Source organism: Aequorivita capsosiphonis DSM 23843, from assembly GCF_000429125.1.
Taxonomy (GTDB): domain Bacteria; phylum Bacteroidota; class Bacteroidia; order Flavobacteriales; family Flavobacteriaceae; genus Aequorivita; species Aequorivita capsosiphonis.
Genome location: NZ_AUBG01000010.1, coordinates 33,815 through 46,520 on the forward strand (window position 1 = coordinate 33,815; position 12,706 = coordinate 46,520).

11 protein-coding genes are annotated in these 12,706 nt (G+C 37.2%); 1 reads left to right on the plus strand and 10 read right to left on the minus strand.

Going from position 1 to position 12,706, the window contains the following annotated elements:
* Window positions 1-3 precede the first annotated feature (3 nt).
* From ruvA to G440_RS0107945, 6 genes are all read right to left on the minus strand, one after another.
* Window positions 4-585 carry a Holliday junction branch migration protein RuvA gene (gene ruvA / locus G440_RS0107910; protein ID WP_026450814.1) on the minus strand — a complete coding sequence of 194 codons (582 nt, stop codon included), beginning with the start codon at window positions 583-585 and terminating at the stop codon, window positions 4-6.
* A gap of 159 nt (window positions 586-744) precedes the next feature.
* A complete protein-coding gene (locus G440_RS0107915; protein WP_026450815.1) occupies window positions 745-1,053 on the minus strand; it encodes a type II toxin-antitoxin system RelE/ParE family toxin in 309 nt (102 codons plus the stop codon).
* The gene (locus tag G440_RS0107920; protein WP_026450816.1) at window positions 1,053-1,271 is read right to left on the minus strand and encodes an addiction module protein; all 219 of its coding nucleotides are present in this window, start codon (window positions 1,269-1,271) and stop codon (window positions 1,053-1,055) included. The genes G440_RS0107915 and G440_RS0107920 overlap by 1 nt, the downstream gene beginning before the upstream one ends.
* A gap of 440 nt (window positions 1,272-1,711) precedes the next feature.
* Window positions 1,712-2,020 carry a hypothetical protein gene (locus G440_RS0107930; protein WP_157417897.1) on the minus strand — a complete coding sequence of 103 codons (309 nt, stop codon included), beginning with the start codon at window positions 2,018-2,020 and terminating at the stop codon, window positions 1,712-1,714.
* Window positions 2,021-2,488: 468 nt separating this feature from the next.
* Window positions 2,489-2,857 carry a hypothetical protein gene (locus tag G440_RS0107940; RefSeq protein WP_157417899.1) on the minus strand — a complete coding sequence of 123 codons (369 nt, stop codon included), beginning with the start codon at window positions 2,855-2,857 and terminating at the stop codon, window positions 2,489-2,491.
* A gap of 43 nt (window positions 2,858-2,900) precedes the next feature.
* Complete coding sequence (locus G440_RS0107945; RefSeq protein ID WP_026450819.1) at window positions 2,901-5,183, minus strand: NADP-dependent malic enzyme; 2,283 nt, start codon at window positions 5,181-5,183, stop codon at window positions 2,901-2,903.
* Window positions 5,184-5,384: 201 nt separating this feature from the next.
* On the opposite strand from G440_RS0107945, the gene G440_RS0107955 reads away from it, so the two are divergent.
* Complete coding sequence (locus G440_RS0107955) at window positions 5,385-7,259, plus strand: BamA/TamA family outer membrane protein (RefSeq protein ID WP_245574842.1); 1,875 nt, start codon at window positions 5,385-5,387, stop codon at window positions 7,257-7,259.
* Window positions 7,260-7,299: 40 nt separating this feature from the next.
* On the opposite strand, the gene queG is transcribed toward G440_RS0107955, so the two are convergent.
* The 4 genes from queG to G440_RS0107975 form a co-directional block, all read right to left on the minus strand.
* Window positions 7,300-8,226, minus strand: coding sequence for a tRNA epoxyqueuosine(34) reductase QueG (gene queG, locus G440_RS0107960; RefSeq protein ID WP_026450821.1), 927 nt, complete (start codon window positions 8,224-8,226; stop codon window positions 7,300-7,302).
* 2 nt (window positions 8,227-8,228) lie between these two features.
* The gene (locus G440_RS0107965; RefSeq protein ID WP_026450822.1) at window positions 8,229-9,560 is read right to left on the minus strand and encodes a cytochrome P450; all 1,332 of its coding nucleotides are present in this window, start codon (window positions 9,558-9,560) and stop codon (window positions 8,229-8,231) included.
* Between the two features lie 62 nt (window positions 9,561-9,622).
* Window positions 9,623-10,645, minus strand: a complete 1,023-nt coding sequence (ruvB, locus tag G440_RS0107970) for a Holliday junction branch migration DNA helicase RuvB (protein ID WP_026450823.1) — start codon at window positions 10,643-10,645, stop codon at window positions 9,623-9,625.
* 234 nt (window positions 10,646-10,879) lie between these two features.
* Window positions 10,880-12,706, minus strand: a complete 1,827-nt coding sequence (locus G440_RS0107975; protein ID WP_026450824.1) for a cytochrome c oxidase subunit I — start codon at window positions 12,704-12,706, stop codon at window positions 10,880-10,882.

Sequence of the window (12,706 nt, forward strand, 5' to 3'; positions counted from 1 at the left end):
ATTTTACAAATTTTTTAAAGCTTGTTTAATGATCATTTCTACTGAAGCTTGTGGGTTCTCCTTCACAATTCTATCTATCACTTTTTCAGACTGTTTACGAACAAAGCCTAAAGTCTCCAAAGCTGATAACGCTTCATTTTTATTCGTATTGCTTGCTCCGGCAGAAATAGACGACAAACCATATACTTTTAAAATCTTATCTTTCAAATCCAAAACCACACGCTGAGCGGTCTTGGCCCCTATTCCCTTTACCGATTGAATGGTTGGTAAATCATTTTGCGCAATGGCATCCAACACCTGTTCTGGCGCCAAGGACGATAGCATAGATCTTGCCGTGCTTGCTCCAACTCCGGAAACGCTAATTAACAATCTAAATATCTCTCGCTCTGCAACACTGGTAAAACCGTATAGAATATGGGCATCTTCGCGAACTTGCAAATGCGTGAAAAGTTTAATGTTTTCACTGTCTGGAAGTTCGGAAAAAGTGTGCAAAGAAATATTGATGAAATACCCCACACCATTGCAATCTATCACTACATCGGTCGGAGTTTTTTCAACCAGTCTGCCCTGTATATGGGTTATCATATGTTAACAAAAACTTAAGGGCTCAAATATAGTATAATTATTTGCAACCGCCATTGGGGTTTTTTGGAAATATTGGAGGAGAACCTTCTTAAGGGATAATCTGAATTTTATTGTGATTGTGAAGAATAAAATTGAAGATAATTTTGGAGAGTTTAGTTTCTATTTTTTAAATCTCAAACGGACTATTTCCGGATTTCTACTAGTGTGAAGTACTCCAAAAACTATAACTTTTTTTCGTTCTTCTTCAATTAAATAAAAAACCGCATAAGGAAAACGTGATACTAATGATTGTCGTAACTCTTTATATTTTTGTTGGTAGTGATAAGGATATTTACCAATATAATCAACCTCTTTCTCAACTTCAGTTTTAAATTCTTCCGCAAGTAGCTCATTTTTTTCTCGATACCATTTTTTGGCTTTTCGTAAATCCAAAAGTGCTAATGGAAGTAACTTAACCTTATAAGCCATCACCACTCATTCTTAACATTTTCCCAATCGAGCACATCATGAGGATTATCTTTATAACTTTTCAATCGGACATCCAATTCCTGTTTTTGCTCTGGAGAAATTTGGTCTTCTTTCTCCTTTTCATTTTTCAATACACGTTCCAAAGCATCCAAAACACTTGTTCTTTCAATACTTATTAATTCTTGTATGAAGTTATATTTTCGAGTTTTTAAGTCCATTTTCTGGTGTTTGAAGTTAAACAAATGTACAATATTGTTCTATTTTTTAACATAGCAAAGCCCAATAAGTTGATCTGTTTCGTAAATATTTAATAATGAATACTCCACTGGTGCGCATTGCGTTCCGATTCCCAGTTCTTCTTTAGTTTCCAGTTTCAAAACTCATCCATAATAGCGAAATACCACAATATCAACCAGCAACCCCTTTTTCATCTGCATATTCCGCAGCACTGCTGTAAAAAATCAATGTATTCTCTAGAGGCTTATTACGAGTATAACTTACCCATTGCCAAATAATGACTATGCAATGCTTCCGAAGTATCTGGAACAAAAGAGTAGGGAATAATTCTATATCAAGTTAGATTATTGAAGTGTACGAGACCACGCGATGCAATCGCGCGGGAGCGGGGGTTGAAGATTATCAAATATACAATATTGTTCTATTTTTTATTATAGCAAAGCCCAGTAAGTTGATCTGCTTCGTAAATATTTAATATCGAATCCCTTTCAAAAACAAAGGCTGTTTCCTTGTATATAATACCGTCAACTTTAAAAGGTATTTTTGAATTACCAGTTATTAGATTTATTGAAAGAGAAAGATAATCTTGCTTCTTTATTTTTTCACAGTTATTAGCTTTTTCAATTTTCTCACTAACAACTTTAAAATAATTACCACCTCTTTTCAAATAAATCAAATAGAAATTTTGTGCTGAATCAATTTTTACAACGTGGTATTTATTGATATTCAATGCGTGTTCCAACGAAGACTGGATATAAAAAAGATAATTTAGAGAATCCTTATTTTCATTGAACCAATTTTTCCAGTAGTCCAGATCCTCTCCCTTGAACCCAAATGTTCCATAATAATTTTTATTTCCACCACCTTCATATCCAGAAATTTCAGTTAAAATCTGAATTGCCTGAAAGCCGGAAAAATTGTCATTTGATTCACTGTTTTTAACTATGCTATCTAATGTGGATAGCGATTTTTCGTATAATTCAGCAGCTGTTTTATCATTTTCCTTTTTTTAGTAATTGTTTTACTCTCGGTCTTTGAAACCGATTCCATGCAATTGTGAAACAATCCAAGAATCACAAGAATGAGAATAAAATTTTTCAACATCATTTTAGCTTTGGATGTTCACAAATAAAGTATTCCGACGGATTTGTAAAATACAGAAATAGTAAATTTCTGAAAAAGCTCGTTTCGCATAAATCTATCTTTGTGAAGAATAATGAATAGAATTATTAGTCGTGTCTATTGATAAATAAACTCTTATTTCTTCTGAAATATCCTCTCTATAATATATAAACCTATTCTGACCGTCTAAATTGGTAAACTCTATATTTTCAAACTTATCAATATCTATCTTTTTATAAAGTGAATCAAAATTGGTTTTATTAAACTTTAAGTCAAATGATATAATCCAATCTGCAAAATCAAATGGCGTTTCAATATTAGCAATTTCATATTCAACATTTAAATCAGTACCTAATAGAAATTCTATATCCGTAATATCTTGTTGTGAAACATCGCTACACGAACTTATTATAAACAACAATAGAAAGAATCCCAGATATTTCAAAAATCAATCACTAAGAGTTAATAACTATTTAAAGCTCCTTTTTTTACTCCTTCACCCGCTTCTCCTTCTGTTGTGCATCTACAACCGCCACGGCACTCATATTCACAATTTCATCTACGCTGGCACGCATCTGTAAAATATGGACAGGTTTACGCATTCCGAGCATTATGGGACCAATGGATTCAACGCCGTTGAGCTCTTTTAATAATTTGTAATTGCTATTGGCAGAATCTAGGTTTGGAAAAATTAGTGCATTTACTTTTTTACCCGCCAATTTGGAGAATGGAAATTTCTTTTGAAGCAATTCATGATTTAAAGCGAAATCTGTCTGTAATTCACCATCCAAGATCATATCAGGATTACTTTTATGAATTAACTCCACAGCTTCGCGCACTTTGGTAGCGCGAGGATCTTTAGAAGAACCGAAATTTGCATAAGAAATCATTGCAATAACAGGTTGCAACCCAAACATTTTCATGGTATAGTTGGTCATACGAGCAATTTGCGCAAGTTCCTTCGCGGTTGGGTCAATGTTTATGGAAGTATCTGAGATAAACAAAGGGCCGCGCTTGGTGAGCATCAAGTTGGTTGTTGCAACCTTGTTTACCCCTTCAAATTTCCCAATGGTTTCAAAAACAGGTTTTACAACCAAAGGATACGATCGGGAATACCCAGAAATCATAGCATCCACATCGCCCTCGCTAACCATCATTCCAGCGAAATAATTCCGCTCCGTCATCAATTTTTGCGCATCGTAAAGGGTAATCCCGGTACGTCTTCTTTTCTCCCAAAATTTTTGGGCATAGCTATCTAATTTTTCAGGTTTGTCATCACTTTTTGGATCTATTATTTCTAAATCTGCATCAAACTCCAGTTGTTGCATAAAATCTTTGATAACATCCTTTCTCCCCAGTAATACAGGAATTCCGATACCTTCCTCGTAAACAATCTGCGCAGCTTTCAGCACATCTAAATGGTCTGCTTCTGTGTAAACAATACGTTTTGGGAAGAGTTTTGCTCTATTGAGAAGTAGGCGAATAATTTTATTATCGCCGCCCATACGCTCGTAAAGCTCATCTTGATATTTTTCCCAATCGGTTATATCACTAGTCGCAACACCACTTTCCATAGCAGCTTTGGCCACTGCAGGAGGCACCACAGTAATAAGGCGTGGATCAAAAGGTTTTGGGATGATGTAATCTCTCCCAAAAGTTAGTTTGGTTTCCCCGTAAGCAATATTCACTTGCTCCGGCACGGCTTCTTTTGCAAGATCAGCAAGGGCTTTCACTGCAGCCATTTTCATGGCTTCGTTTATTTTTGTAGCGCGAACATCCAGGGCCCCTCGGAAAATAAATGGAAATCCAAGTACATTATTCACTTGGTTGGGATGGTCACTACGGCCCGTGGCCATAATGATATCTTTTCTGGATTTTATAGCCAGATCATATTCAATCTCGGGATCTGGATTTGCCATTGCAAAAACAATGGGGTTTTCCTTCATACTGTGCAGCATTTCAGGAGTAACAATATCTTTAACGGAAAGGCCCACAAAAACATCGGCATCTTTCATAGCTTCCTCTAAAGTATCAATTTTTCTATGGGATGCAAATTCGGCTTTTTCATCAGTAAGACTTTCGCGATCTTTTCTAATGACACCTTTACTGTCTAGCATGACAATATTTTCATCCTTTGCCCCAAAGGCTTTATAAAGTCGCGTACAAGAAACCGCCGCTGCACCAGCCCCACTAATAACAATGGAAACATCTTCAATTTTCTTTTCTGCCAGTTCCAATGCATTGAGCAAAGCCGCAGCAGAAATAATGGCAGTTCCGTGCTGGTCATCGTGCATTACGGGAATGTTCAATTCTTCCTTTAGTCTTTTTTCAATTTCAAAAGCTTCTGGCGCCTTTATATCTTCCAGGTTTATTCCTCCAAAAGTGGGTGCTATATTTTTAACCGTAGCAATAAATTCTTCAACGTTCTCGGTGCCTATTTCAATATCAAAAACATCAATATCTGCAAATATTTTAAAAAGCAATCCCTTTCCTTCCATTACGGGCTTGGAAGCTTCAGGGCCAATATTTCCCAAGCCTAAAACCGCAGTTCCATTGGAAATTACCGCAACAAGATTTCCCTTGTTTGTATATTTATAAGCGTTTTTTATATCTTTTTCAATCTCTAGACAAGGTTCTGCAACTCCTGGTGAATATGCTAAACCTAGATCACGTTGGGTGGAATAACTTTTTGTTGGAACAACTTCGATTTTTCCAGGTTTTGGTTTTGCGTGATATAAAAGTGCTTCTCTGCGTTTGCTTTGTTTGCTCATATTTTTTACTACATTAATTTAAATATATATCACTCCAATAAATTTGGTGATACTATTCCAAAGATACAGGTTTTGAAAGAATCAAGAACAGTTTATAGCCTAGGTTTTCGGCTTTGCACCTCCGTAAATATTTTAAAAATTCTTCTCCATAATAAGCCATGGTTTCAATACTTTTGATGTAAAATTGTTAGAAATAAAATATTGAAATTAAAACGAATCATATTTTTATTATTTGTGTTCTGTTCTTTTCTCGAGCTCGCTGCTCAAAAGAAGGAAACGGCAAAAGACAGCACGCAGATGTATCAGAAAATAGAAACCTACTCCAAAAAAAGTAAGTTTACAAAAATGATCCATCGATGGATTTTTAGACCTACTTCCCATAAACCTGAAAGGGAGCCAGAACACGAGGAAAAACCATCATACTCTAAGTTTGAGGGAAAAATTATCCGAAAGATCATTATTAACACTAAAGATCCTTTTGGCTATTCATTTACTGATAGTACAGAGACTGCAAACAGCTTTTTAGAAAAAACAGGGAATGCAATCCATATAAAATCTAAAGAAATGGCGATTCAAAATTTTCTGCTATTAAAAAAAAATCAACCTTTGGACACCCTTTTGATAACTGAATCTGCGCGACTTTTAAGAGCTCAAAATTATATTCGAGAGGTTCGAATTTTACCGCGCGCCATCTCTGAATCTAAAGACTCTGTAGATGTTATCGTTACTTCTTTAGACTCCTGGAGTCTAATTCCAAAAGCACAGTTTACAAGCTCACAAACTAAACTTAAGCTTAAAGAACGTAATTTTATTGGCACTGGCCATGAATTCAGAATTGGATTTTCGAAGCGAATGGATGACGGAAGTGATGCTTTCAACGGAAGCTATACCGTACCCAATTTTAAAAACACTTTCGTGAGCGCCACGGGAAGATATTCAATTGATTACGACGGATACTATGAAAAGACTATTTCACTAGACCGAATTTTCTACTCACCCTTGACGCGCTGGGCTGGTGGAATCTTTTTGCAGGAACGTTATTTGGGAAGAGAGCTGCATAACGACACCTTAGCTTATATTAATCAGGATTTCAAATTCATTACCCAAGATTATTGGGGCGGACATTCCTTTCGTATTTTCAATGGAGATTCTGAAAGGGAACGAACTACCAACCTCATTGTGAGCGCGCGTGCATTACTGGTAGATTATAAAAATATGCCTGCTATTGCATTTGACAGCATTCGGTATTTTTCTGATGAAAGGTTATATCTGGCCAGTATTGGCGTTGCTTCAAGACAATTTGTGGAGGATAGCTATATTTTTAGAGATGGAAGAACAGAAGACGTTCCCGTGGGAATTATCTATTCTATCACTGGTGGAATTCAACATAAAAATCAATTAAATAGATTCTATCTTGGCGGAAAGGCTTCTTATGGAAACTATTTTAAATGGGGATTTGTAAGTACAAACTTTGAGCTGGGAACTTTTTTTAATGGTTCAAAAACGGAACAGACAGCTTTTAGTTTTCAGGCAAGCTACTTCTCCCACCTTTTGCCTCTTGGTGATAAATGGAAAATGAGACAGTTTGTGAAACCTCAGTTTATTATCGGGATTAACCGCTTGGACTCAGAGGCTGATAGATTGACTCTAAATGAGCGTGCTGACTTTAACGGCGTATATGGTAATCTATACTCAGATTATAGAAATGGAGCGATAGATGGTTTTGATGGTGAATTATCAGGAACGCAAAAATATGTACTCGCATTACAGACACAGTTCTATTCTCCTTGGGAACTCTTCGGATTTCGTTTTAATCCGTTTTTAAATATAACAGTTGGGATGCTTGCAGAAAGCAATAGAAGCTGGAAACGAAACCCGATATATTCCTCTTTTGGCATTGGCTGTATTATTCGAAATGATTATTTGGTTTTTAATTCCTTTCAGTTTTCGTTGGCATACTATCCAAATATTCCGGGACAAGGAAATAATATAATCAAAACAAATGCTTTTGAAACGGACGATTTTGGATTTCAAGATTTCCAGATTGGAAAACCAAGAACCGTTAATTACAATTAAAATTCGCCGCAATTCCATCCAAAGGAGCTGAGCGAGAACCTTAGTCTTTTAAAAATTCGATATTTCTTTTTAACCCGGAAAACTTGGTGCGTTTTACTGCGCTATTTTTAAACATCTTTTGAAAAACCTCCTCCGTTATTTCTTCCCAATCTTTTTTAGTCATGGAAAGCATCTCTGGATGCGGGTTAAAAAGCGGTTCGTTATGCGATTTGCTAAAACGGTTCCACGGGCATACATCCTGACAAATATCGCAACCGAACATCCAATCTTTAAATTTTCCTTTTTCCGAAACTGGGATTTCATTTTTAAGCTCGATAGTGAAGTATGAAATACACTTACTGCCATCTACCACTCTATCTGCGACAATCGCGTTTGTTGGGCAGGCGTCTATGCAGGCGGTACAACTACCGCAGTGATCTGTTACTGGCGTGTCATATTCCAATTCCAAATCTAGGATCAATTCAGCCACAAAGTAAAAGGAGCCCACTTCCTTTGATAACAAAAGACTGTGTTTCCCTACCCAGCCCAGACCACTTTTGGCAGCCCAAGCTTTGTCTAAAACCGGCGCTGAATCTACAAACGCCCTTCCGTGAACTTCCCCAATTTCTTCGGAAATGAATTCCATCAATTGCTTTAGCTTGTCTTTTATAATAAAGTGATAATCTGTTCCGTACGCGTATTTCGAAATTTTATAGGTGTCTGAAGTCTGAGTTTCGGCTGGAAAATAGTTTAATAATACTGAAATGACGCTTTTTGAACCTGGAACCAAGAGTGTAGGATCCAACCGCTTGTCGAAATGGTTTTCCATATAGGCCATTTCGCCATTCATATTTCTTTTAAGATAATTTTCTAAATGTGGCGCCTCTTCTTCAAGAAACTCCGCTTTGCTAATGCCACAGGAAAGAAACCCAAGGCGTTTGGCTTCCGTTTTTATTAATTGCGAATATTTTGACGTGTTTTGAATCAAATTTATCTGAAATTGAATTCTAATATTGCGTTTTTAGGCTTTAAAGTAATCAATGGTTTTATTTCAATTGGCGTGTTCTTTTTGGAGATTTTATAAGTTTTTATAATTTCTGCAATTGCCAATATCATTTCATACATCGCAAAGTTGTTCCCAATACACATTCTTGGACCCGCGCCAAAAGGAAAATATTGTCCGGAAAAGTGACTGGTACTTACATTTGAAAAACGTTCTGGTTTAAATTCTTGTGGATTTTCCCAATACGCTGGATTGGTATGGATTTCAAGTAAGGAGAATAACAAACTAGATTCCTTTGGAAAAATCATGCCGTCAAATTCGTCTTCTTCAATATTTACTCGATCTATAAAATAAGCCGGTGGATATAGACGGAGCGATTCTTCAATCACATTTTTTGTAAAGGAACAATTCTTAATGAAATCCATTAAAGATTCAGAATTGGCTTTTGCTTCAACTATTTCAGCATAAAGTTTTTCTTGAATCTGCGGATTCCGAGCCAGTAACTCACAGGTAAAAGTGAGCGCATTTGAAGTGGTCTCGTGCCCGGCTGTAAAAAGAATTAAAATCTCATCAATCAATTGTTCATCTGCCATGGCACTTCCATCTTCATATCTTGCATCCAAGAGCATATCCAATAAATCGTCTTCACGTTTCTCCGATTGTTTGCGTTCATCCACAAGTTTTTTAAGAATATTCCGCGCCTCGTCGGCCTCCAACCTATGTTTCTTTATTTGACCGCTTAAAGTAAACCACCAACCCAAGTAAGGCTGCCGCAATTCCTTTACCAACATTTTCTGCGCTGCCTCTGTGATTTGCTGAAGTCTATTAATTTCCTTTTGATTGACAGCGCTACTAAAAAGCGATTTTACTACCGTTTGGAAAGCAAGGTTGTTGAAAACTGGAAAGATATCATTTGGCGCGCCGGTTTCAATATTGGAAAGTTCCGTTTTAATTGCATCCTGAATCGTGTCCAGCAAGTTTACCAATTGTTTTTTATGAAAAGCTGGCTGGATAAGTTTGCGCTGTTTTTGCCAGAGTTCACCTTCTGAAGTGAGCAATCCATGACCCACGTATTTTACAAGATCTCTGGTTTGGATTGGTGATTTTTTAAAATTCCGATGATTTTTCTGAAGTGCATATTGGGCAAGGCCAGCATCCCGTGAAAATATTACCGATTTACCAAGACCTAATTTCAAACGAAAAGTGTCTCCCTTGGTCTCAAAATTCTTATGGTGGAAAGGGAGTGGGTTTTTGAGGATTTGGGCAGAGTGCACCAAAAATTGAACAGCGGGAACTGATGGGATTTTATTTTTAGCCATTTTCATTGAAGTTTTAATAACAACAAGGACTTAAAGATCTCACAGAAGAAATACATCTTATTTTAGAATAGACCACCTTGTGTTGGGTCTTTTACTTTTCCGAGGTGTTTATATGCAGCTTCGGTTACTTCTCTTCCTCTGGGAGTACGCATTATAAAACCCTGTTGTATTAAAAAGGGTTCGTACACTTCTTCGATAGTCTCAGGACTTTCGGAAACTGCCGTGGCTATTGTTGAAATACCGACTGGGCCCCCTCTAAATTTCTCTATAATGGTAGAAAGGATTTTATTGTCCATTTCGTCCAAGCCGTGTGTATCTACATGTAGGGCATCCAAGCCAAATCTAGCAATTTCAATATCAATTTTACCATTGCCCTTTATTTGTGCAAAATCCCGGATTCTTCTTAAAAGTGCATTTGCAATTCTTGGCGTTCCTCTGCTTCGGCCAGCAATTTCTATAGCGGCTTCCATGGTTATTGGAACGTTCAAGATACCTGCGCTTCGTTGTAAGATGGTAGTGAGCAATTCCGTAGTGTAATATTGCAACCTTGAAGAAATACCGAAACGGGCGCGCATTGGTGCAGTCAATAAACCTGAACGCGTTGTGGCTCCAATAAGTGTAAATGGATTGAGATTAATCTGAACCGATCGGGCATTGGGGCCAGACTCAATCATAATATCAATTTTAAAATCTTCCATTGCCGAATAGAGATATTCTTCCACAATAGGGCTTAACCTATGGATTTCATCAATAAACAAAACATCTCTTTCATCAAGATTTGTCAGTAAACCTGCAAGATCCCCTGGTTTATCTAAAACCGGGCCGGATGTAACTCTAATATTTACATTGAGTTCGTTCGCGAGAATGTATGCCAAAGTAGTTTTCCCTAAGCCTGGAGGACCGTGAAATAAAGTATGGTCTAATGCTTCCTCGCGCAAGTTTGCTGCCTGTACAAAAATTTGAAGATTCTCCAGTGCTTGATCCTGGCCAGTAAAGTCATCAAAGCTAAGCGGGCGTAACTTCTTTTCAATATCCAATTCCTGGGGCGAGAGATTTTCTCCTGTAGGATCGAGGTTTTCATTCATAACACAAATATAGCAATCCTTTAGAAGCTACTTAAAAAAGAAAGCCATACTTTTCAGTATGGCTTTCCAAATAAACAGTAGATTCCTCACTTCCTACTTATTATTATTAACTCAATAAACCAAAGATAAGGGATAAATTAAGATGAATCAATAAGTAGTACTACGTAATTTATACGTATTAAAAAAGCCCTTCAAACTAAATTGAAGGGCTTTATTTAATTCTCTAGATACTTTCTAATGATCCAGTTCATCTTCATTATCCTGAAGCGGTACATATTGCGGAATAAAATCCTGACCTGGAATCACAAAATCCGTTTCATCTTTATTAAGCTTACTGTAATCATAAGGCCAACGATGTACGTGGGGTATTGGTCCGTCCCAGTTTCCATGAATATGTTTTCTTTCGGCAGTCCACTCCAGCGTATTGGCGTTCCAAGGATTTTTTGGAGCCATCTTTCCATAGAACATAGAGTGTATAAAGTTGTATAGGAATACTACTTGAACGGCAATTGTCATGATTGCGAAAATGGTCATTACTACATTAATATCGTGCAAATCATCAAAATATGGAAATGCCGTATTGGTATAGTATCTACGCGGAAGTCCTGCCAATCCAACAAAGTGCATTGGGAAGAATATTCCATAAGCACCAATAGCGGTTACCCAGAAGTGGATATAGCCTAGTTTTTTATTCATCATTCTACCTTCAAACATGATCGGGAACCAATGATAAACTCCAGCTATAAATCCGTAAGCCGCTGAAATCCCCATTACCAAGTGGAAGTGAGCTACAATGAAATAGGTATCGTGAATGTTGATATCCAAAGCACTATCCCCCATTATAATACCAGTTAATCCTCCGGTAATAAAAGTAGAAACAAACCCAATACTCCAAAGCATCGCTACGTTCATCTGTAACTTACCACGCCAAAGTGTGGTTATCCAGTTAAAGGATTTTACGGCAGAAGGAATTGCAATTAAAAGGGTTGTAAATGTAAAGACTGAACCTAAGAAAGGGTTCATTCCCGAAATAAACATATGGTGCCCCCAAACAATTGTTGACAGGAAGGCAATAGCCAAAAGAGACGCGACCATGGCACGATAACCAAAAATCGGTTTTCGGGAGTTGGTCGCCATAATTTCCGAAACAATACCCATTGCGGGTAGAATAACGATATAAACCTCAGGGTGACCAAGGAACCAGAAAAGGTGTTCAAATAATACAGGAGAACCCCCTTGATGATGCAACACTTCCCCAGCAATATAAATATCAGAAAGGAAGAATGATGTACCAAAACTTCTATCCATTATCAACATTAAAACTGCTGAAAAAAGAACCGGGAAAGATACTACTCCAATAATTGCTGTTAAAAAGAAAGACCATATAGTAAGAGGCAATCTAGTCATAGACATACCCTTGGTTCTCAAGTTTAATACGGTAACAATAAAGTTAAGGGAACCTAATAAGGAAGAGGCAATAAATATAGCCATTGCAATCAACCATAAGTTCATCCCCATTCCAGAACCTGGAATAGCTTGGGGTAAGGCGCTTAAAGGTGGGTAAATAGTCCATCCTGCCGAAGCCGGTCCAGCTTCAACAAATAAGGATGAAAGCATTATCATACTTGAAATAAAGAATAACCAATAGGAAACCATGTTCAAGAATCCAGAAGCCATATCTCGCGCTCCAATTTGAAGAGGAATAAGCAGGTTACTAAAGGTACCACTCAATCCGGCAGTCAAGACAAAAAAGACCATTATTGTTCCGTGTATGGTAACTAAGGCCAAATAAACACTTGGGTCCATAACGCCATCTTCTCCCCATTTTCCAAGGAATATTTCAAAAATTGTAAACTTGTGGTCTGGCCAAGCAAGTTGCAATCTGAAGAACAAAGACATCAATATACCGATAACACCCATGAAAATACCTGTAATCATGTATTGCTTTGAGATCATTTTATGATCCGTACTAAAAATATATTTAGTTACAAAGGTTTGTTTATGATGCCCGTGATCGTCGTGGTTATCTTCTACGGCGTGGATCTGTGCGTTTGCTGACAT

Coding starts and splice junctions, on each gene's coding strand:
- G440_RS0107975 (WP_026450824.1), bottom strand. CDS start 12,706: ATGTCAGCAAACGCACAGATCCACGCCGTAGAAGATAACCACGACGAT.
- ruvB (WP_026450823.1), bottom strand. CDS start 10,645: ATGAATGAAAACCTCGATCCTACAGGAGAAAATCTCTCGCCCCAGGAA.
- G440_RS0107920 (WP_026450816.1), bottom strand. CDS start 1,271: ATGGACTTAAAAACTCGAAAATATAACTTCATACAAGAATTAATAAGT.
- ruvA (WP_026450814.1), bottom strand. CDS start 585: ATGATAACCCATATACAGGGCAGACTGGTTGAAAAAACTCCGACCGAT.
- G440_RS0107965 (WP_026450822.1), bottom strand. CDS start 9,560: ATGGCTAAAAATAAAATCCCATCAGTTCCCGCTGTTCAATTTTTGGTG.
- G440_RS0107915 (WP_026450815.1), bottom strand. CDS start 1,053: ATGGCTTATAAGGTTAAGTTACTTCCATTAGCACTTTTGGATTTACGA.
- G440_RS0107945 (WP_026450819.1), bottom strand. CDS start 5,183: ATGAGCAAACAAAGCAAACGCAGAGAAGCACTTTTATATCACGCAAAA.